The sequence below is a fragment of the Actinomadura sp. NEAU-AAG7 genome (assembly GCF_018603865.1).
Classification (GTDB): Bacteria; Actinomycetota; Actinomycetes; order Streptosporangiales; family Streptosporangiaceae; genus Spirillospora; species Spirillospora litoris.
Genome location: NZ_JAHFZY010000001.1, coordinates 689,096 through 706,972, shown reverse-complemented (window position 1 = coordinate 706,972; position 17,877 = coordinate 689,096). Strand labels below are relative to the sequence as shown.

The window sequence follows — 17,877 nt, the reverse complement described above, 5'->3', positions numbered from 1 at the left end:
ACCTCCGTACGATTGTACGTAAGTATTCGTACGATCGTTTTATCGTCGATGACCTCGAAGGATGTCCCTGGCATGTCCGCTGCAACGAGACGGCCGAGGCTGGGCTGGACCCTGGCACTGCTGGCGCTCGCCCAACTGATCTACGCGCTCGACCTCAACATCGTGTTCGTCGCCCTCCCCGAGATCGGCGCCGACCTCGGCTTCCCCGGCCAGACCCAGCAGCTGGTGGTGAGCGCCTACGTCGTGTTCGCCGGCGGGTTCCTGCTGCTCGGCGGCCGCGCCGCCGACCTGCTCGGCCGCCGCCGCATGTTCGTGCTCGCCCTGGCCCTGTACGCCGTCTCCTCGCTGGCCGGCGGCCTGGCGCCGTCCCCCGCCACGATCATCGCGGCACGCGCGGTGCAGGGGATCGGCGGCGCGCTGCTGCTGCCCTCCACGCTGTCGCTGATCAACACGTTGTTCGAGGAGGGGCCGCAGCGCAACCGGGCCCTCGCGGTCTGGGGCGGCGCGGGCGCCAGCGGCCTGACCATCGGGGCGCTGCTCGGCGGCGTGCTCACCGAGAACTTCGGCTGGCCCGCCGTCTTCTACGTCAACGTGCCGCTGGCCGTCCTCGTGGCGCTGGCCGCGCTGGCGGTGATCCCGCGCGACCCGTCGGGCGGACCGCGGCGGCGCTTCGACCTGCCCGGCTCGCTGACCGCCACCACGGGCGCGACGCTGCTGGTGTTCGCACTGGTGGAGGGGCCGGAGGAGGGCTGGGCGAACCCGCTGGTGGTCGGCGCGTTCGTGCTGGCCGCCGCGCTGCTGGCGGCGTTCGCGGCCATCGAGCGGCGCAGCGCCGATCCGCTCATGCCGTTCCGGCTGTTCCGCAACCGGAACCTGACCATCGGCCTGAGCGTCACGTTCATCTACATGGCGACCTTCGGTGTGCTGCCCTACTTCCTGACCGTGCTCATGCAGAGCGTGCACGGCTACAGCGCCCTGGAGACCGGGCTCGCCTTCCTGGTCCCCTCGCTGGCGATCGCGACCGGCACGCAGCTCGGCGAGCGGCTGACCACCCGGATCGGCCTGCGCGCGACCCTGCTGACCGGCTTCACGGTCGGGGCCGCCGGGACGGCGGGCATGGCGGCCGGCTTCGGCGCGGACGCCGGATACGGCCTGCTGGTGCCCGGCCTCATCGTCTCCGGCGTCGGCCAGGGCGTCGTCTGGACGGCGATGTGGATCGCCGCCGCCACCGGCACCGCCGCCCACGAGCAGGGCGTCGCCAACGGCGTCAACTCCACCGCCCTGAACATCGGCAACGCCATCGGCCTGGCCGTGTTCACCGCGCTCGCCGACATCGGGACCGGGGGCAGGACCGGCGAGGCCCTGCGCACGGCCACCGCCCACGGCGAACTCATCGTGGTGCTGCTGACGGCGGCGGGGATGGTCGTCGGGCTGCTGGTCAGCCTCGTCCTGCCGCGCTCGGCCGCGTCCGCCCCGCCCGCGGCCGAGAGCACCGACTCCGGCCGGTTGCTCACGGGCTGATCCCGGTCCGGGGTGGGAGCCCGTGCCGTCGGACTACAGGTTCGCGAGTTCGCGCAGGGCCTTCTCGGACGGCGAGCCCGGCTCGGCGGCGAACAGGTCCAGGCCGACGGCCGTGCGGGGTGAGGCGGCCCACGACCGGGTGGTGCAGCCGGTACGAGCGGGACCGGACCTGGGCCACCGGGTGCTCCGCCCAGAGCCGGGCGAAGCCGGGGCTCAGCTCGCGCATGTCGTCGACGTGCGCGGTGAGGGCGGGGTCTCCGCGGAACCGTCCGAGCAGGACGCGCAGGTGCGCCGCGTGCTCGCGCGCCGTCCGCTCCCAGCCGTCGCGGTGCGGTTCGCGCTGATGGGGCTCGGCGAACAGGAGGTGCGTGAGCGTGCGGCGGCCCTCCGGCAGCGCGGCGAAGCCGCCGGACACCGCCGCGGCGAGCCGGTTCCAGCCGACGATCCGGGTGTGCCGCCCGATCGCCAGTTCGGGCGCCGTCTCGAACGACCGCGGCAGGTAGCGCAGGCCCCGGGGGGAGTTCCGGACCGTCCTCGGCCACGGCGCAGGGCCGGGGGCGGCGCGCGATCCCGCGCACGCCACGGACCTGGTTGGACGGCCGCCACTGCCCCACGCTGGCGGACAAGCGATCCACGATGAACAGGGACGGACCATGCCTCAGACACTCGGACTCATCGGCGGCGGGATGACCGGTTCCGCCGTGGGCCGCCTGGCCCTCGCGGCCGGGCTGGAGGTCGTCCCTCAGCGACCCGCGCGGCCCCGAGACCCTCGCCGGCCTCGTCGCCGACCTGGGCGCGGGCGCCCGCGCCGCCACCCCGGCGGAGGCGGCGCGGGCCGCCGACCTGGTCGTGGCCGCCGTCCCCCTCCTGGCCTTCGACCGGCTCCCCGCCGAGGCCCTGGCGGGCAGGACGGTGCTGGACACCGCGAACGACCACCCCGAGCGGGACGGCCGCCCGCCCGAGCTGGACGGGGGCGGGCTGACCGGGGGGCGCGGCCCGGCTCCCCAGCGACGGCCTCGCGGACTAAGGCGCCCTTCACCAGGCGGTCCCCGTTCAGGACGAGGCGCGCACGAAGTCGGCCACCGACACGGGCGTGATCTGCGGGTACCTGGCGTTGTCGAGGGTGTCGAACTTGCCCTTCCCGCTCACCATGCACCACTGGTACTGGAGCGCCACATAGTCGAACGGGTTCTCGGTGAGCCCGGCCCGGCGCTCGATCTCGGCGCGCAGCTCGTCGGCGGTGCCCAGGTTGCGCAGCTCCAGCCGCCGGCCGGAACCGCACTGGACCGCCTCGTGGAACCGCCGGAACGAGACGACCTCACCGGCGAACCGGAGCGTGCCGGTGGCGCCCGGGTCGAGCGCGACGGCGGCGGTGTAGGCGGCCGTGTCGGAGACCGAGGTCAGGTCGAGCGGCTGGTCGGGGTCGCCCCAGTGCGACAGGGTGCCCCCCTCCCAGTCCACGATCCCCATGAAACCGACCATGACCTCGTAGAACGCTCCATTCAGCACCGACACCACGTCCAGGTCGGCCCCGCGGAAACGGGCGGCGGCCGCGCGGCGCCAGTCGATCATGAAGTTGTCGCCGTCCTCCAGCTTGGTCACATCGACGGCGAAGTCGGACGGGATGAAGCGGGCGGCACCGGCCTTCTCGGCGGCATGCACGAGGTTGGCCTGCCCGTCCACGATCACGTCGGGGCCGCCCTGGACGGCCGAGATCACCGTCGCGGCGTCGCCGACCGCCTCGGCGAGCCGCGCCGGCGGATCGGTGATGTCGCCCGCGACCACCTCAAGCCCGCGGGCCTGGAGCGCCTCGATCGCCGCCTTCTTCGCGGCGTCCTCGCCCGGCCGCACCAGGGCCCTGACGGACGCGCCCCGGTCGAGGAGGGCGTCGACGATCCGTCCGCCGAGCAACCCGGTCGCTCCGGCCACAAAGACCTTCGATGACATGTTGTTCTCCTTAGCGATGTCGCCTGGAACCCGTGTCCAGGCGTTCAGGGGATGAGGGGCGCCCAGCCGTCCGGCCCGAATTCGGGCAGCACGAACAGAACGCACGTGACCTCTTCGGAAGGGGCGCGCTCGGACGGCCCGTCGGAGGCAGGGCACCGCGCGGGGACGCGGATCGTGGCGACGGCGGTCAGCGCACGATCAGCGCACGATCAGGGATCCGCTAGGAGTTCTTCTTGATGGCCTCGGCGAAGGCGCCGAGGCCCTCCGCCAGGTGCTCGACGTCGGAGGACTCCCAGCCGGACAGCAGCGCGGCGACCGCGTCCGCGCGCGCCTTCCAGAGTTCGCGGATGGCGAGCCTGCCCTCCCGCGTGACGCTCACCAGCTGCGCCCTGGCGTCCGCCGGGTCGGGGTGCCGCTCGATGAACCCGCGCGACTCCAGCCGCTTGGCCGGGGGAGAGAGCGTGGACTTGTCCACCTCCATCAGCCCGGCCAGCACCGACAGCCGCACCGGCCCGTGCAGGGAGACCTGGGCGAGCAGGGTGTAGTCCCCCAGCGACATCTCCAGCCCGAAGGACGCCATGATCCGCCGCCGGGTGGCCGGGGCGAACATCCAGTTGCCGACCGTGGCCAGCGCCGCCGCCACACGGTCGGCGGCCTCCCGCTGACCCGGCCGGTCCTCCCGGCCGGGGGCATCGTCCATCTCGCGTCCCGCCCCTCATTAGTTGGTTTGACTCAACCAACTATATGCCGCGGCCCCGTCCCCGGCAAGCGCGCCGCGCATCGTTCAGCTCGGGTGGCAGCCGCGCCACCGCTCGGTGGCGACGCCGGAGAGGATCACGCCCACGACGTCCCCGGCGAGTTCGGGCGTGACCGGCAGGTGCCCGAAGAGCACCCGGTAGTAGGTCGTCGAGGCGAGCATGTCCAGGAGGAGGTCGACATCGATGTCGGGCCGCAGGTCGCCCCGGTCGACGCCGCGGCGGAGCGCGGCGGCGGTGGTCGCCCGGCGCGGATGGAAGAACAGCTCGAAGAAGTGCCGTTCGAGCGCGGGGTCGCCCGCGAGGTCGGCGACGAGCGCGGGGAGCGCGCGGCGGCCGAGGGTGGTGGTGAAGGCCGCGCTGAGCGTGCCGATCCCCGCGATGAGGTCGCAGTGGGTGCAGCCGGTGTCGGGCGTGGGCGCGGTGCCGATGGTGGTGGCCAGGGCGTCGATCACGAGGTGCTGCCGGGACCGCCAGCGGCGGCGGATGGCGGGCTTCGTGGTTCCGGCGCGCGCCGCCGCCCCCTCCATCGTCAGGCCGCTGTAGCCGACCTCGTTGAGGATCTCGACGACCGCCTCCCGGACCGCGTCGTCGATGCGGGTGTCGCGGGGCCGCCCGCCGGCCGGAGAGGCGGACGGCCCGGAGGAGCGGCTTGTCGGCTTGCCCATGTGGGCATTGTATATGTTACGTTCCGATCCGGAACGAAATATAACTGGAGGCCGCCATGAAGCACGGTGCCGACGAGACCGGAACCCCCGATCGCGACGTCCGCGAGGGCGCGCCCGCCCCACCACCCGAGGCCGACCGCGCCGCGGGCGGCGTGTTCGGCGGGCCCTACCGGGCGCTGACGGCGGGGGTGCTGCTGTCGGTCGGACTCGTGGCCCTGGAGTCGCTCGGCGTGGCGACCGTGCTGCCCGGCATCGCCGCGGACCTCGGCGGCCTGGGCGCCTACGGGTGGGGTCTGTCGGCCCTCATGCTGGCCAACGTCATCGGCACCGTCGTCGCCGGACGGGCCGCCGACCGGCGCGGCCCGGCGGGTCCGATGGCCTGGGGCATGCTGCTCCTGGCGGCCGGCTGCGCGGTGGCGGGAGCCGCGCCCACCTGGCTGTTGTTCCTGGCCAGCCGGTTCCTCCAGGGGCTCGGCGTGGGCGCGGTGATGGCCATGGCCTACACCGTGATCGGGCTGGCCTACCCCGAGCGCCTGCGCGCCCGGATGTACGCGCTGCTGTCCTCGGCCTGGACCATCCCGTCGCTGGTGGGTCCGGCCACCACCGGCGCCCTCGCCGAACGGACCACGTGGCGGTGGGTGTTCCTGCTCATCCTGCCGATCATCGCCGTCGCCGCCGCCCTCGGCCTTCCCCCGCTGCGCGGGCTGCGCCGGTCCGGCGGCACCGGGGCTCCCCCCGCCGCGCTGCCGTGGTGGAGGCGTCCGCTGGGCGGCGCCGTGCTGCTCACCGTCGGAACCGGCGTCCTGCTCCAGGCGCTGCTGCTGACCGACACGGTCGCCCTGATCGTTCTGGCCGCCGTCGGCGTCCTCGTCACGGTCCCCTCGTTGCGGTGGGTGGCGCCGCCGGGGACGCTGGGCGCCCGGCGCGGCCTCGGCGCCGGGGTCGCCGTCCGCGCCCTGCTGTGCGGGGCCTACTTCGGCACCGAGGCGTTCCTGCCGCTCGGCCTCCAGGAGTCGCGCGGGATGACCGCGACCGCGTCCGGCCTCGGGCTGTCGGCCGGGGCGATCACCTGGGTCGCCGGTTCGGCGTTGCAGGCCAGGAGGGACGCCCGGGGCGCCGGACGCACCGCCGCCACCGTGACCGGCTTCGCCGTCCTCGCCGTCGGGGTCGCGCTGATCGCGGTGACGGTCATGTCCGGCGCGGTCCCGGTGTGGACGGCCCTGCTGGGATGGGCGGTCGGCGGGCTCGGGATGGGCATCGGCTTCAACGCCTCCACCACCGAGACGCTGCGCCAGGTCCCGGCGGAGCGGCAGGGCGAGGCGAGCGGCGCGCTACAGCTCGCCCAGACCTTCGCCACGGCCCTGATCGCCGGGTTGGGCGGAGCGGCCATCGCCTTCGGGGACGACCGCGACTCCTCGATGCTGGGCGTCTTCGTCCTGACCGGGCTGCTCGCCGTGGGCGGCATGCTGCTGGCACACCGCCTCCGTGCCGAACCGGCGTGACCTCCGCCTCAGAACCGCTTGCCCTCATCACGGGCCTGGGAGTGGGCCTCACGGCGCGCGGTATCGGCGTCGGCGGTGGCGAGGTTCGGAGCGAAGCGCACGGTGGTGATGTCCGTGATCCCGGCCCAGCGCAGCCAGTCCTCGAAGAACCCGCGCTGGTGGTCGGCGCCGAAGGCCGGTCCGCGAGCGTCGCCGTAGACGGCGCTCGTGTACAGGACGGCCGCCTTCTTGCCGCGCAGGAGGCCGGTGTAGCCGTCCTGGGCGTCGAAGCCGAACACCCAGCCGGGCTGGGAGACCACGTCGATGTACTGCTTGAGGATGTACGGCACTCCCGAGTTCCACATGGGGACGCTGAACAGGTAGCGGTCGTAGGAGTCGAAGCGCTCGAAGACGGCGCGGGCGGCGGCCCACGCGCGTTCCTGCGCGCCGGAGGGGTCGGCGCCGCCGAAGACCGCCATCTTGGCTCCGGCTCCGGCGGGGCCGAACTCGGGGAGCGTGCCGTCCCAGAGGTCGTGGTGGTCGACGGTGTCGCCGGGGTGGGTCTCCCGGTAGGCGTCCAGGAACGCGGCGGCGAGCGCCAACGACTCCGAGGACGCCCCGCGCGGCGAGGCGGAGATGTGCAGCAACCGGCTCATGAGCTGATCCCTTCCATAAACGGACTATGGTCCATATGCTCTGGAAGATTAACGGACCGCGGTCCGTATAGCAAGCGGTCGGCGCCGGGCTAGGGTGAGGCTGGTGAGCGGGGTCGACCCTGACGTCGTGAGGCGTGCGCAGCGCGGCGACCTGATGGCATTGCACGAGGTCCTCGACGTTCTCACGCCCTATGTGCGGCGGCTCTGCGGGCCGATCGCGCTGCAGGACGCCCCCGACGCCGCCCAGGAGGCGCTGATCGTGGTCATGCGCAACCTGAAGGACCTGCGCGAACCCGCCGCGCTGTTCGGCTGGGTGCGGGTCGTCGCGGTGCGCGAGGCGGTGCGGGTGGCCAAGCAGTCGGCGCGCGCCGTCCCCGCGCCACTGGCCGAGGTGCCCGCGCCCGGCGACCCGGCGCTCGCGGCGGACGTCCGCGACGTCCTGGACCGGCTGTCACCCGAGCACCGCGCCGTCCTCGTGCTGCGCGACCTGGAGGGGCTGGACGAGGAGACGGCGGCGCGGATGCTGCGGGTCCCGGCCGGGACCGTCCGGTCGCGGCTGTTCCGGGCCCGCGCGAGCTTCCGGCGGAACTGGCGGGACGAGGGGGCGGCGCGATGACCTGGCCGGTCGGCGAGCTGGACGAGGTGCGACGGCTCCGCGCCCTGGCGGCGTCGTTCCCGGGCGTCCTGCTGGAGGAGGCCGTACTGCCCTCCACTTTCGAGGACGTGTGGGCGGTGCTCGGCGACCCGGAGCGCGGCTTTCCCGGGCTGGTGCCGGACGTCCGTACACTGCGCGTCACCGAGCGCCATGGCGAACGGATGCGCGCGGCCGTGCGCGGCCGTTCGGGCCTGCGGGGACGGTTCGACATGGTCCTCCGTCCCGGCTGGTGCCTGATGCAGAGCCGCTTCCTGGTGTTCGGCATGGGCGCCGTCGCTGAGGGCGACGGCACCCGCTTCGCGTATATGGCGGCACTCCGTGTGCCAGGGGCGCGCGTCCTGGGGCCGCCGGTTCGGCGCCTGCTGGGGCCGCTGATCCTGCGCCGCTTCGTCCGGCGCTTCACCCCGGAAGCGTGACGCGGATCACGGGAGTGGTTCGGGCCCCCGGCGTCCTCTCCCTAGCATGCGAACCTACGAAATCGCGGCCCTCGTGGTGGCCACCGTCCTGTTCCTCGACGCGCTCCTGCACGTCTACTGGATGACCGGACGCACCTGGCCCGCCCACGACGTGTCCACCCTGTCCCAGGGGCTGCTGAACGCGGACGTCCCCTTCACGCCGCGCGTCCTGGCCCCGCTCGTCCTCGCCCTGTCGGGTGCCGGGGCCACCGTCCTGGCCCAGGCCGACGTGATCCTCGCCGGCCTTCCGGGATGGCTGCCCCTGGCCGGAACGCTCGCCGTCGCCGCCGGAGCCGGAGTGCGCGCCCTGGCCGGTGTCGCCTGGGCCTTCGGAATCGGCGCCGAGAGGGACTCGGCCTTCTACAGGCTCAACCTCGTCCTCTACACGCCGCTCTGCCTGCTGCTGGTCGCGGCGACGGCGCTCGTGGCCGCGCACTGAGACTCCGGACGTCCTTCGCGGTTCGGACGGGTTGCCGCACTTTCGGGAGCAGGAGACCGAATAGCCGGCGCGAAGCGGCCGCCGCCGGAGGCCCGCATAGCGCGTGTTGCATCGACGGCACGAGATCATCGCCACACCGAATCCCGCCAGATGATGACATCGGCCTCATGTCCGTCACAGCCGATGTTTCGGAAGCCGACCGCACGTTCGACGTCCACTTTTTAAGCACCCGGCCTATTTTTACAAAAATGGCCAATCACGGCCGTTCACAACCCGGAAAATTTCATTGACAGCAATACCCGCGTAACACAAGATCGCAATACCCCGTTGCGAAACTCCGTTCGACCAATGCATGAGGAGGCAGCACATGGGACAGCAGAGCTGGAGCGCCGCGAAGCGGACGCTGGCCGTGGTGGGGGCCGCGGCCGTCGTGGGGGTCGCCGGCGGCGCGGCGACGGCGGAGGCGGAGGCGGCGGCACCGCCCCCCGCCCCCGCGGCCCCGGCCAAGTATCAGGTCGACTTCTCGTCCAACTCCAAGACGCTCGGCGCCAGGGTCATCCACTGCGAGATCCGCTTCATCGGCGCCCACGGCGGCATCCCGCACAAGTCCGGCCACGTGCACGGCACCATCAACGTCCGCACGGGCGTGACCTGCAGCCAGCCGCTCCGGATGATCCGCGGGAAGGTCGGCCTGTTCAGCAACCGCGGATCCAAGATCAAGGCGTTCGGCAGCACCGGGAAGCGCACGGCCAAGGGCAACGCCGCGCTCGTCTGCAGGACCGGCAGGTACCACGGCGAGGCCGTCGCCACCCTCTACGCGCCCCCCGGGTACACCCCGCGGGTCGCCACCGTCGGGAAGCGGACCCCGACGGTCTCCATCCACTGCTGACCCGGGTCAGCGGTTGATCTCGTCGCTGTCCGCCCACACGGGGTCGGTCACCTCGACCGGAACGGCCTCCAGCCGCTCGTCCGCCACGATCTCGGCGACGAGGGCGGCGGTCCCTCCGAGGTAGGTGGAGTCCAGGTCCGTCTCGGTCGTGACGCACCACGCCCGGTCATCGGGCCAGAAGAGGTTGGGCGACTGCGAGAACAGCGGCACCGCGAGTTCCGCGGCGGCGTCAAGGGGGCCCTTGAGCAGGAGGTATGTCCGTTCGGGCAACTCCACTCGGGGGCCCTCGCCGATCTCCGGCGGGAGCACCTCGGGCTCCCGGTCAGCACCCGCACCGGCGGTGAACGTGGCGGTCGCGCCCTCCGGAGCCGGTTCATAGCCGTCTGAGACGCAGAACCAGCAGCGATCGGCCGACCCCGTGTGCCCGGCCAGGACGTCGCACAAGGCCGCCAAGAGCTCCGGGGTGAGGGTCCCCGGGTCGGGCTCCTCCACCCAGGGCCGCGCGACGTCCACCCGGGGCACCGGCCCGGCCAGCGCCTGGAACTGCACCCGCGGATGCACCGCCCCGCCCGACCACGCGGCCACCCGCGCCCAGGTCACCGGGCTCCCGTCCGCCGCGTAGGCCGGATGCAGGATCCGCGCGTACGCCTCGAAGCCGTGCGGCACCAGACCGCCCACGCCCGATCCGAACGGCCCGACGCCCGCGACCACCCAGTCGGCCGGCCCGACATCGCCGCAGGCGGAAAGCCGTGAACGCCGAGTCATCACCCGAACCTCCGATCGAGGGATCCCCCGCCTCGCACAGTACGCCCACCACCACGACCGAAGCCCCCGTAATACCGCCGCCCCACAGCGGCGTAGAGCGAGACCCCCGACGCGGTCACCGCCGAGGCCCCGGAACCCTCCGCCTCAGCGGCGGGCCGCTCCGCGCCGCGGGTCGATGCCCAGGACCGCGCAGGCGCCGTCGACGGCCACCCGGCGCAGCTCGTCCTCCGGCACGTCGGCGAACTGGATCGTGCAGTCCTGGATGCCGCCGAAGGCGATCACGCCCCGGGCGGCCTGCTCCAGCGTGGGTTCGGGGCCCTGCACCAGCCTGACCAGCCGCTCGCGCCAGCTCAGCGCGAGGTCGATCACTCCGAGGTCGGCGAGCGTGGTCAGCTCGCCGAGCATGAGCACGATCCCCTCGCGGTTGCGGTAGTGGAAGTCGAAGTAGCCCTCCAGCAGGGCGACGGGATCGACCTCGTCCAGCGCCTCCTGGCTCGCCAGGAACGCCTCCTCCTCGTCGATGATCGGCTGCACGATGCTGCGGACCAGCTCCTCCCGCGAGGCGAAGTGGTAGTACAGCGCCGGCTTGGTGATGCCCAGCCGGTCGGCGATCTCCTGCAGGCTGGTCCGCTGCACGCCCTGCCGGCCGAAGAGCTCGCGGGCCGCCTCCTGGATCCGCTGCTTGGTGTCGGAGGGGCGAGGCATGCCGCCAGCCTATCTGACTTAACGGTCGGTAAGTGGCGCTGCTATGCTTACTTATCGTTAAGTAAGTAGAGAGGGTGCTCCATGCGGATTCTCATCTCCGGCGCCAGCGTCGCCGGTCCGGTGCTGGCGTACTGGCTCGCCAGGCACGGCTTCTCCGTCACCGTCGTCGAGCGCGCGCCGACCCTGCGCAAGACCGGTGGGCACGCCGTCGACCTGTTCCGCCCCGCGGTCGACATCTCGGAGAAGATGGGCGTGCTCCGGCGCCTGGAGGAGCGCGCCACCGGCACCAGCAGGCTGACCGTCCACCAGGAGGGCACCCGGCGGCCGATCCGGGCGGACCTCTCCAAGATCTTCGGCGCCGCCTCCGACCGGCACCTGGAGGTCATGCGGGACGAACTGAGCGAGATCTACCACGACGCCGCGCGCGACGACGTCGAGTACGTCTTCGGCGACTCGGTCACCGCGATCTCACCCGACGGCGAGGTGCGCTTCGAAAGAGCCGCGCCGCGCCGGTTCGACCTGGTCGTCGGGGCGGACGGGCTGCGCTCCAACGTGCGCCGCCTCGTCTTCGGCGACGACGCGGGCCTCAGCACCTTCGTCGGGGCCCATTTCGGGGTGCTGGCCCTGCCCAACACCCCGCGCCTCGACGGCGAACTCCTCATGCACGTCGGCGTCGGCCGCACCGCGGGCATGTACGGGGCGCGGCACCTCGACGGCGCGCGGGCCCTGTTCATGTTCCGCGGCGACCGCGAGCTCGACCACCACCGCGACGTGCCCCGGCAGAAGGAGCTGCTGCGCGGCGCCTTCGGCGGCATGCACCCCGACGTGGACGGCTGGCTGGACGAGCTCGACCGCACCTCCGCGTTCTACTTCGACTCGATCACCCAGCTCCGCATGGAGAGCTGGTCGCGGGGGAGGGTGACCCTCGTCGGCGACGCGGGCTGCTCCCCCGGCCCGGTCGTGGGCGGCGGCACCACCCTGGCCGTCGTGGGCGCGTACGTCCTGGCCGGCGAGCTCGCCCGAGCAGGCGGCGACCACGATCGCGCCTTCCCCGCCTACGAACGCGCGATGATCGACCACGTGCGCGACAGCCGGGCGGTCGCGCTGAGCACGGCGAAGACCCTGATCCCCACCTCCCGACTCGGCGTGCGGGCGCTGGCCCACGGCTCCCGCCTGACCTCCGCCCTGCCCGCGGCGCCCGCCCGCGCCCTCATCCGCCTCACCACCAAGAGCGCGCGCCTCTACGACGCCATGACCGTCGAGGACTACACCCCGTCGCCCGCCGCGCTGGGCCTGGGCTGACCCGCGCCCGACCACGTCGCTCCCGGCGGCGGTCCGGTCGCTAGGTCGCGAGGGCCTGCCGGCGGACGCGCAGGCCCACGACCCCGGTCACGGCCAGACCGGCCACGCCCAGCCCAGCGCCCGCCCAGGCGGGCGCTGCGTACCCGAGCCCCGCGTCGACGGTGAGGCCCGCGATCACGGAGCCGAGGGCGTTGGCCAGGTTGAAGGCGCCGATGTTGGCCGCCGAGGCCAGGGCGGGGGCCTGCGACGCGCTGTCCAGCACCCAGGTCTGCAACGGCGGGATCGTCGCGAAGGCGGCGATCCCGAACAGCACGATCGCGGCGACGAACGCCGCCTGGTCGCCCGCGGTGGCGGCGACCAGGGCCGACAGCACGGCGAGCGCGCCGATGGAGGCGTAGAGCGCGGGCAGCACGGCCCGGTCGGCCAGCCGGCCGCCGAGGAGGTTCCCCACGACCAGGCCGATCCCGAGCAGGCCCATGACCACGGGCACCGCGCCCGGGGAGAAGCCGCCCACGTCGGTCATCATCGGCGCGATGAAGGTGATCACGGTGAACACCGGCGCGAACCCGAACACGGTCATGGCCAGCGCCAGCCATACGCCGCCCTGCCGGAAGACGCCCAACTCCCGCCCGAGGTTGTGCCCCTGAGGGCGCGGGCCGGAGGGGACGAGCGCGGCGATCCCCGCCAGGGCGACGACGCCGACCGCGACGACGGCCCAGAAGGTGGCGCGCCAGCCGAACGCCTGCCCGATCGCGGTACCGGCGGGCACACCGAGGACGTTCGACAGGCTCAGCCCGGAGAACATCAGGGACAGCGCTCGGGCGCGCCTGTCCGGTTCCACCAGGTCGGCCGCGACGACGGCGCCGACGCCGAAGAAGGCGCCGTGGGCGAAGGCCGCGATGATCCGCCCGGCCATCAGCACGCCGTAGGCCGGGGCCAGCGCCGACAGCAGGTTGCCCGCCAGGAAGAGGACCATCAGGGCGAGCAGCATGGTCTTGCGGGGCAGGCGCGCCCCCGCCATCGTGAGCAGGGGCGCGCCGATGACCACGCCGACCGCGTATCCGGAGACCAGCAGCCCGGCGGCCGGGACGCTGACGTCGAAGTCGGCGGCCAACTCGGGGAGCAGGCCGTTGATGATGAACTCGGTGGTTCCGATGCCGAAGGCACTGACCGCGAGCGCGAGCAGGGCGAGAGGCATGGCTCGCTCCTTCGAAGGGGAGGACGGGTCGGCGTGGGTGACCGCCGTGGAGGCGGAGCGGGGTCCGCTCGAACGGGCCGACGGCCGCCGAGCGGAACCCGCCGCCCTCACGCCCGCGCCAGCGTGAAGCCGATGTCGCCGCCCAGCCCGACGCCGTAGGCGAGCTGGATCAGCACCTCCACGGCCGGCTCCAGGTAGCGGGCGTTCGCCAGCGGACCGGCGTCCACGGCGTCGAAACCGAGCTGCGCGCCGAGGTCCAGCACGGTCTTCTTGGCGGCCTCGTCGTCCGCGGCGACCGGCAGGAAGAGCGTGCCGCCGCCGAGTTCGGGGGTCTCCAGCGTGCCGGCGAACACGGTGTTGAACGCCTTGACCACCCGGGCGCCGGGCAGCGCGGCGGCGACCTGCTCCCCCGCGGAGGTGGTGTGCCCGACGGTCAGCGACATGAAGTCGGCCGCCAGCGGGTTGGTGGCGTCGATCACGATCTTGCCGTCCAGGGCCGCCTTCACCTTGCCGTCGAGCCGGGCGACCGCGGGGAAGGGCACCGCCAGGACGGCGACCTCCGCCTCGGCGACCTGCGCCGCGACCTGACCCGTGTCGGTGGACGAGCCGGCCGTGGTGACCGTGTGCCCCACCGCGGTCAGGCGGCGGGCCAGCGCGGAACCGACGTTGCCCTTGCCGATGATGCTGATCTTCATGAGCGGAACCTTCCGGTCGACTTGCGTCGAATTCGACGCACCTGACCGATCGTACGGATGCATCGAATTCGACGCAACCTCGGTAGACTCGACCCATGAGCGAACCGCGCTGGCTGAACGAGCGGGAGATGCGCGCCTGGAGCGGCTTCCTGGAGACCTCCGCCCTGGTCCACCGCCTGGTCGAACGGCAGGTCAGGGAGGACGGCGGGCTCACCCTGGTCCAGTACGAGATCCTGCACTGGACCAACGAGAGCGCCCCCGAGCAGCGGTGCATCACCGAGCTCGCCGAACTGATGATCACCTCGCGGAGCGGCCTGAGCTACCAGGTCGCCCAGCTGGAGAAGGCCGGCCTGCTCCGCCGCGAGACCAGCGCCGACGACGAGCGCAGGGCCATGGTCGTCATCACCGAGGAGGGCCGGCGGCTCCTGGAGCGCACCGCACCCGGGCATCTGGAGATGGTCCGCGGCGGCCTGATCGACCTGCTGACCGACGAGCAGATCACCCAGCTCGCCGACATGATGGACACCGCCCGCACCCATCTGCGCGCGGTGGTCCCGCTTCAGCCTCCGCGCAGGCGCGGCTCGTCGGCCCGGTGACCCTGGTGACCGCCGTCCACCGCCCGGCTCAGCCGGTGCCGTCCGCCCGCAGCCTGGCGCGGTAGGCCCGCTTCTTCGCGAGCGCCCCGCAGGTCTTCATCGAGCACCAGCGACGGGCACCCGCACGGGAGGTGTCGACGAACGGCACACCGCAATCCGGATTCCCGCATATCCGGACACGTGTGCGGTACTCCGAATCGCACAGCGCGATCAGATCCCGCGCCACGGTCGAGAGCACCGCTCCCACCCCGTCGCCGCTCCAGCGGACCGAGGCCGCGTCGGCTGAGAGCTCCGGCACCGACGACGGCTCGGCGGCCGCGCGGTTGATGGCGGCGACGTCCCCGGAACCGGGCGCGACCCCGGCCGCCATGGCCTCGCCCACCCGCTGGATCGCCTCCCGCAGTTCCTTCGCCCGGACCAGGTCGGCCTCGGTACAGGCGGGCGGCGCGCCGGTGCAGCCGCTCTCCACGCACCACCGGCTCAGATCGTCCGGCCGCGCCAACCGCTCGAAAGGCGCCGCCTTGCCGCGATCGGCGAGGGTGCCCGCGAAGCCGAAGCACAACCGCGCGTCGTCGAACCGGAAGTCGGCCTTGGTCCGCCGCCGCCCGCCTTCATCGCCCATGTCCACCACCTTATGCGGTTGACATCGCCGAAACGAGGGACATAGCGTCCGGTCCACCGCTCCAACAGGTGGACACTATCGGCAGGAGGTCGCGTTCATGCGCGCCGCAGTCATCGAAGAGCTCAACAAGCCGCTCGTCGTCCGCGAGGTACCGGATCCCGACTGCCCCCCGGACGGCGCGATCGTGCGCGTCGCCGCGAACGGGATCTGCCGGACTGACTGGGCCCTGTGGGCTGGCGACTTCTGGACGGGAGGACCGCAGGTCCAAGCCCCGTTCGTCCTCGGCCACGAGTTCGCGGGCACGATCGAGGAGGTCGGGAGCGAGGTGAGGGGCTGGACGAGCGGCGACCGCGTCCTCTTCCCGATGAACCCGGGCGAGGGCTCGTGCGAGATGTGCCGGAGCGGCAACCAGCACGTGTGCGACCACGTCGCGTCGCTCGTGCCCGGGGTGTCCTACTGGGGCGCCTTCGCGGAACTGGTCATGGTGCGCTTCGCCGACGTCAACCTCGTCGCGGTGCCGGAGTCCGTCGGCTTCGTCGATGTCGCCAGCCTGGCCTGCCGCTACATGACCGCCTTCCACGGCATCGTCGACCAGGCGCGGGTCCGCGGCGGCGAGTGGGTCGCGGTGTACGGCGCCGGAGGCGGCATGGGGCTGTCGGCGGTGGAGATCGCCGCCGCGACGGGCGCCAACGTGATCGCGGTGGACATCTCGGACGAGAAGCTGGACGCGGCGCGCGCCCTGGGCGCGACGCACACCGTCAACGCGGCGCACGACGAGCCCGCCGACGCGGTGAGGACGCTGACCGGCGGCGGCGCGCACGTGTCGATCGACGCCGTCGGCATCGCCGCCGCCTGCCGCAACTCCGTCATGTCCCTGCGCACGCGCGGCCGCCATCTCCAGCTCGGGCACACCACGCGCGCGGAGAAGGGCGAGGTCGCGCTGCCGATCGACATCATGATGGTCAAGGAGCTGGAGGTGCTGGGCGCCTTCGGCATGCAGGGCCAGCGCTTCGGCACGATGCTGAACATGATCGAGGCCGGTCGCCTGAACCCCGGGCGGATCGTGTCCCGCACGGTGGGCCTCGATCAGGTGAGCGAGGTGCTGGAGTCCATGGAGTCCTACGGCCCGACCGGGGTCGTCGTCATCGACCGGTTCTGACGCGGGAGCATTTCAGCAACCGTCGACGGGTGAACCGTGACGGCCCAGGCGGGCGTCCGTGAAGTCGGCCGGGCCGTGGAACGTCGCGCGGCCGTCGGCCGAGCCGGGCAGGCAGAAGTCGGCGCGCTCGAAGACGGCATCCGAGAAGTCGGTCCTGCCGTGGAACTGGGCGCCGCAGAAGTCGCCGTAGGCGACCGACACACCGCTGAGGTCCAGGTCGACGAGCGTCGCGCCGGACAGGTGCAGGGACAGGTCCGGCCAGCCGCCGGGGCGGGCGCGGGCGGCGAGCGCCTCCTGCGCGGCCCGGCGCGCCCGCAACTCGGCGGCCCGCGGCGGCGTCAGGGGCCCGGTGACGGCGAAGGGCAGCGGAACGCGCAGGTACTCGCACAGCGCGCGGGCCACCGCCGCACGGGCCCCGGGCTCGGCATCGCCGAGCGAGGCGAGCCGTTCGACACCCGCCAGGCGCGCGGCGGGGTCGGCCAGGTCGCGCCGGCCGGCGGCCAACCCGCCGTCATGGAGGCGCCAACCGAAGGGCCACTCGTGCTCGGCGGCCTCGTCGGCGCGGGCACCGGTCAGGTCAACGGTGGGGGCCGGCAGGTGGACGGGACCGCCGAAGACCGCGCCGGTGAAGTCCGCGGAGTCGCCGAAGCGGGCCTTGCCGAACCAGGCGTCCGCGCCGAACCCGGCGCCCCGGAAGGTGACCGGACCGGCGAAGCGGGCGCCGTCGCCGCCCTCGATCCACTCCTGGTAGTCGAAATCCAGCACGGCCAGCGGCCAGTGCGGATCGTCCTCGTTGGGCTCCTGCCAGGCGGGCGTGGCCGCGTCCTCGATCTCGTCCCAGGCGGGATCCTCCTCCGACAGCCCGTCCTCGCCGCGCCCGAACCACGCCAGATCACCGAACCGCGCTCCCGCGAACCCGGCCGCGCCCCGGAACCGGGCCCGCCCGAACACCGCCGCCTCCGCGAAGGCGGCGCCGCCGAACTCCGCGTCGCCCTCGCACAGGACGCGCTGGAACACCGCCTGCCCGCCGAACCGCGCCGCCGCGAAGTCCACATCCCCCACGAACCGCACGTCGGAGAAGTCCACCGCACCGAACGCGCAGCCCGCGAACCGCCCGTCCACCACGACCGCACCGCGCAGAACGACGTCCAGGCCGTCCCCCGCACGCAGCATCGCCGCCAGCACCCGCCCGCACGAGCGCAGCACACCGGGGTCCTCGCCCCCGGCCCGCCGCCACCACCCGCACAGGGAGTCGACCGCGTCCTGCCCGCCGCCCAGCGTCTCCGGCGGGACGTCCCAACCGTCGCGCGCCGCCCAGCCGTCCCAGTCGAACCCGTTCATCCCGCCCGCACAGTCCGTAACGACAATG

The 17,877-nt window shown here is 73.1% G+C and carries 20 protein-coding genes and 1 pseudogene; 10 read left to right on the top strand and 11 right to left on the bottom strand.

Features of this window, described 5'->3' with window-relative positions:
- The first annotated feature begins 72 nt into the window (after positions 1 to 72).
- Complete coding sequence (locus KLI87_RS03300; protein WP_214615771.1) at positions 73 to 1,521, top strand: MFS transporter; 1,449 nt, start codon at positions 73 to 75, stop codon at positions 1,519 to 1,521.
- Here KLI87_RS03300 and KLI87_RS03295 read toward each other — a convergent pair.
- The gene (locus KLI87_RS03295) at positions 1,511 to 2,104 is read right to left on the bottom strand and encodes a hypothetical protein (protein ID WP_214615770.1); all 594 of its coding nucleotides are present in this window, start codon (positions 2,102 to 2,104) and stop codon (positions 1,511 to 1,513) included. The two genes, KLI87_RS03300 and KLI87_RS03295, sit on opposite strands and share 11 nt — an antisense overlap.
- A gap of 206 nt (positions 2,105 to 2,310) precedes the next feature.
- On the opposite strand from KLI87_RS03295, the pseudogene KLI87_RS39700 reads away from it, so the two are divergent.
- Positions 2,311 to 2,391, top strand: a pseudogene (locus KLI87_RS39700) (NADP oxidoreductase); the annotation flags it as partial.
- A 183-nt stretch (positions 2,392 to 2,574) separates the two neighbouring features.
- On the opposite strand, the gene KLI87_RS03285 reads toward KLI87_RS39700, so the two are convergent.
- The 3 genes from KLI87_RS03285 to KLI87_RS03275 form a co-directional block, all read right to left on the bottom strand.
- Positions 2,575 to 3,468 (bottom strand): NmrA family NAD(P)-binding protein, encoded by an 894-nt coding sequence (locus tag KLI87_RS03285; protein WP_214615769.1) that lies wholly within the window; start codon positions 3,466 to 3,468, stop codon positions 2,575 to 2,577.
- Between the two features lie 220 nt (positions 3,469 to 3,688).
- The gene (locus tag KLI87_RS03280; protein ID WP_214615768.1) at positions 3,689 to 4,168 is read right to left on the bottom strand and encodes a MarR family winged helix-turn-helix transcriptional regulator; all 480 of its coding nucleotides are present in this window, start codon (positions 4,166 to 4,168) and stop codon (positions 3,689 to 3,691) included.
- Positions 4,169 to 4,252: 84 nt separating this feature from the next.
- A complete protein-coding gene (locus tag KLI87_RS03275) occupies positions 4,253 to 4,891 on the bottom strand; it encodes a TetR/AcrR family transcriptional regulator (RefSeq protein ID WP_214615767.1) in 639 nt (212 codons plus the stop codon).
- Positions 4,892 to 4,947: 56 nt separating this feature from the next.
- Here KLI87_RS03275 and KLI87_RS03270 point away from each other — a divergent pair, with 56 nt between their 5' ends.
- Complete coding sequence (locus KLI87_RS03270) at positions 4,948 to 6,393, top strand: MFS transporter (RefSeq protein WP_214615766.1); 1,446 nt, start codon at positions 4,948 to 4,950, stop codon at positions 6,391 to 6,393.
- Positions 6,394 to 6,401: 8 nt separating this feature from the next.
- Here the strand turns inward: KLI87_RS03270 and KLI87_RS03265 are convergent, their stop codons facing one another.
- Complete coding sequence (locus tag KLI87_RS03265; protein WP_214615765.1) at positions 6,402 to 7,028, bottom strand: FMN-dependent NADH-azoreductase; 627 nt, start codon at positions 7,026 to 7,028, stop codon at positions 6,402 to 6,404.
- A 103-nt stretch (positions 7,029 to 7,131) separates the two neighbouring features.
- Between KLI87_RS03265 and KLI87_RS03260 the strand changes: the two genes are divergently transcribed.
- The 4 genes from KLI87_RS03260 (at position 7,132) to KLI87_RS03245 (ending at position 9,466) form a co-directional block, all read left to right on the top strand.
- Positions 7,132 to 7,644 carry an RNA polymerase sigma factor gene (locus KLI87_RS03260; protein ID WP_214615764.1) on the top strand — a complete coding sequence of 171 codons (513 nt, stop codon included), beginning with the start codon at positions 7,132 to 7,134 and terminating at the stop codon, positions 7,642 to 7,644.
- The gene (locus tag KLI87_RS03255; RefSeq protein ID WP_214615763.1) at positions 7,641 to 8,099 is read left to right on the top strand and encodes a hypothetical protein; all 459 of its coding nucleotides are present in this window, start codon (positions 7,641 to 7,643) and stop codon (positions 8,097 to 8,099) included. Before KLI87_RS03260 ends, KLI87_RS03255 begins: the two co-directional genes overlap by 4 nt.
- Before the next feature lie 46 nt (positions 8,100 to 8,145).
- Positions 8,146 to 8,577, top strand: coding sequence for a DUF3995 domain-containing protein (locus KLI87_RS03250; protein WP_156220370.1), 432 nt, complete (start codon positions 8,146 to 8,148; stop codon positions 8,575 to 8,577).
- A gap of 367 nt (positions 8,578 to 8,944) precedes the next feature.
- The gene (locus KLI87_RS03245; protein ID WP_214615762.1) at positions 8,945 to 9,466 is read left to right on the top strand and encodes a hypothetical protein; all 522 of its coding nucleotides are present in this window, start codon (positions 8,945 to 8,947) and stop codon (positions 9,464 to 9,466) included.
- A gap of 6 nt (positions 9,467 to 9,472) precedes the next feature.
- Here KLI87_RS03245 and KLI87_RS03240 read toward each other — a convergent pair whose 3' ends face one another.
- The gene (locus KLI87_RS03240; protein ID WP_214615761.1) at positions 9,473 to 10,231 is read right to left on the bottom strand and encodes a hypothetical protein; all 759 of its coding nucleotides are present in this window, start codon (positions 10,229 to 10,231) and stop codon (positions 9,473 to 9,475) included.
- Positions 10,232 to 10,375: 144 nt separating this feature from the next.
- Positions 10,376 to 10,936, bottom strand: coding sequence for a TetR/AcrR family transcriptional regulator (locus KLI87_RS03235; RefSeq protein WP_214615760.1), 561 nt, complete (start codon positions 10,934 to 10,936; stop codon positions 10,376 to 10,378).
- 81 nt (positions 10,937 to 11,017) lie between these two features.
- On the opposite strand from KLI87_RS03235, the gene KLI87_RS03230 reads away from it, so the two are divergent.
- Entirely contained in the window at positions 11,018 to 12,238 is a 1,221-nt protein-coding gene (locus KLI87_RS03230) for an FAD-dependent monooxygenase (protein WP_214615759.1), read from the top strand.
- Between the two features lie 40 nt (positions 12,239 to 12,278).
- Here the strand turns inward: KLI87_RS03230 and KLI87_RS03225 are convergent, their stop codons facing one another.
- Positions 12,279 to 13,436, bottom strand: coding sequence for an MFS transporter (locus KLI87_RS03225; protein ID WP_214615758.1), 1,158 nt, complete (start codon positions 13,434 to 13,436; stop codon positions 12,279 to 12,281).
- Between the two features lie 107 nt (positions 13,437 to 13,543).
- On the bottom strand, positions 13,544 to 14,131 hold the full coding sequence (locus tag KLI87_RS03220; RefSeq protein WP_214615757.1) for an NADPH-dependent F420 reductase: 588 nt from the start codon (positions 14,129 to 14,131) through the stop codon (positions 13,544 to 13,546).
- 95 nt (positions 14,132 to 14,226) lie between these two features.
- Between KLI87_RS03220 and KLI87_RS03215 the strand changes: the two genes are divergently transcribed.
- Entirely contained in the window at positions 14,227 to 14,727 is a 501-nt protein-coding gene (locus KLI87_RS03215) for a MarR family winged helix-turn-helix transcriptional regulator (protein ID WP_214615756.1), read from the top strand.
- A 28-nt stretch (positions 14,728 to 14,755) separates the two neighbouring features.
- On the opposite strand, the gene KLI87_RS03210 is transcribed toward KLI87_RS03215, so the two are convergent.
- Positions 14,756 to 15,349: an ABATE domain-containing protein gene (locus tag KLI87_RS03210; RefSeq protein ID WP_214615755.1), complete on the bottom strand. Its 594-nt coding sequence runs from the start codon at positions 15,347 to 15,349 to the stop codon at positions 14,756 to 14,758.
- A 97-nt stretch (positions 15,350 to 15,446) separates the two neighbouring features.
- Between KLI87_RS03210 and KLI87_RS03205 the strand changes: the two genes are divergently transcribed.
- Positions 15,447 to 16,508 carry a zinc-binding dehydrogenase gene (locus KLI87_RS03205; protein ID WP_214615754.1) on the top strand — a complete coding sequence of 354 codons (1,062 nt, stop codon included), beginning with the start codon at positions 15,447 to 15,449 and terminating at the stop codon, positions 16,506 to 16,508.
- A gap of 12 nt (positions 16,509 to 16,520) precedes the next feature.
- Here KLI87_RS03205 and KLI87_RS03200 read toward each other — a convergent pair whose 3' ends face one another.
- Positions 16,521 to 17,849: a pentapeptide repeat-containing protein gene (locus KLI87_RS03200; protein WP_214615753.1), complete on the bottom strand. Its 1,329-nt coding sequence runs from the start codon at positions 17,847 to 17,849 to the stop codon at positions 16,521 to 16,523.
- Between the last annotated feature and the right edge of the window lie 28 nt (positions 17,850 to 17,877).

Coding starts and splice junctions, on each gene's coding strand:
- KLI87_RS03300 (WP_214615771.1), top strand. CDS start 73: ATGTCCGCTGCAACGAGACGGCCGAGGCTGGGCTGGACCCTGGCACTG.
- KLI87_RS03285 (WP_214615769.1), bottom strand. CDS start 3,468: ATGTCATCGAAGGTCTTTGTGGCCGGAGCGACCGGGTTGCTCGGCGGA.
- KLI87_RS03280 (WP_214615768.1), bottom strand. CDS start 4,168: ATGGACGATGCCCCCGGCCGGGAGGACCGGCCGGGTCAGCGGGAGGCC.
- KLI87_RS03275 (WP_214615767.1), bottom strand. CDS start 4,891: ATGGGCAAGCCGACAAGCCGCTCCTCCGGGCCGTCCGCCTCTCCGGCC.
- KLI87_RS03270 (WP_214615766.1), top strand. CDS start 4,948: ATGAAGCACGGTGCCGACGAGACCGGAACCCCCGATCGCGACGTCCGC.
- KLI87_RS03265 (WP_214615765.1), bottom strand. CDS start 7,028: ATGAGCCGGTTGCTGCACATCTCCGCCTCGCCGCGCGGGGCGTCCTCG.
- KLI87_RS03255 (WP_214615763.1), top strand. CDS start 7,641: ATGACCTGGCCGGTCGGCGAGCTGGACGAGGTGCGACGGCTCCGCGCC.
- KLI87_RS03250 (WP_156220370.1), top strand. CDS start 8,146: ATGCGAACCTACGAAATCGCGGCCCTCGTGGTGGCCACCGTCCTGTTC.
- KLI87_RS03245 (WP_214615762.1), top strand. CDS start 8,945: ATGGGACAGCAGAGCTGGAGCGCCGCGAAGCGGACGCTGGCCGTGGTG.
- KLI87_RS03240 (WP_214615761.1), bottom strand. CDS start 10,231: ATGACTCGGCGTTCACGGCTTTCCGCCTGCGGCGATGTCGGGCCGGCC.
- KLI87_RS03235 (WP_214615760.1), bottom strand. CDS start 10,936: ATGCCTCGCCCCTCCGACACCAAGCAGCGGATCCAGGAGGCGGCCCGC.
- KLI87_RS03230 (WP_214615759.1), top strand. CDS start 11,018: ATGCGGATTCTCATCTCCGGCGCCAGCGTCGCCGGTCCGGTGCTGGCG.
- KLI87_RS03225 (WP_214615758.1), bottom strand. CDS start 13,436: ATGCCTCTCGCCCTGCTCGCGCTCGCGGTCAGTGCCTTCGGCATCGGA.
- KLI87_RS03220 (WP_214615757.1), bottom strand. CDS start 14,131: ATGAAGATCAGCATCATCGGCAAGGGCAACGTCGGTTCCGCGCTGGCC.
- KLI87_RS03215 (WP_214615756.1), top strand. CDS start 14,227: ATGAGCGAACCGCGCTGGCTGAACGAGCGGGAGATGCGCGCCTGGAGC.
- KLI87_RS03210 (WP_214615755.1), bottom strand. CDS start 15,349: ATGGGCGATGAAGGCGGGCGGCGGCGGACCAAGGCCGACTTCCGGTTC.
- KLI87_RS03205 (WP_214615754.1), top strand. CDS start 15,447: ATGCGCGCCGCAGTCATCGAAGAGCTCAACAAGCCGCTCGTCGTCCGC.
- KLI87_RS03200 (WP_214615753.1), bottom strand. CDS start 17,849: ATGAACGGGTTCGACTGGGACGGCTGGGCGGCGCGCGACGGTTGGGAC.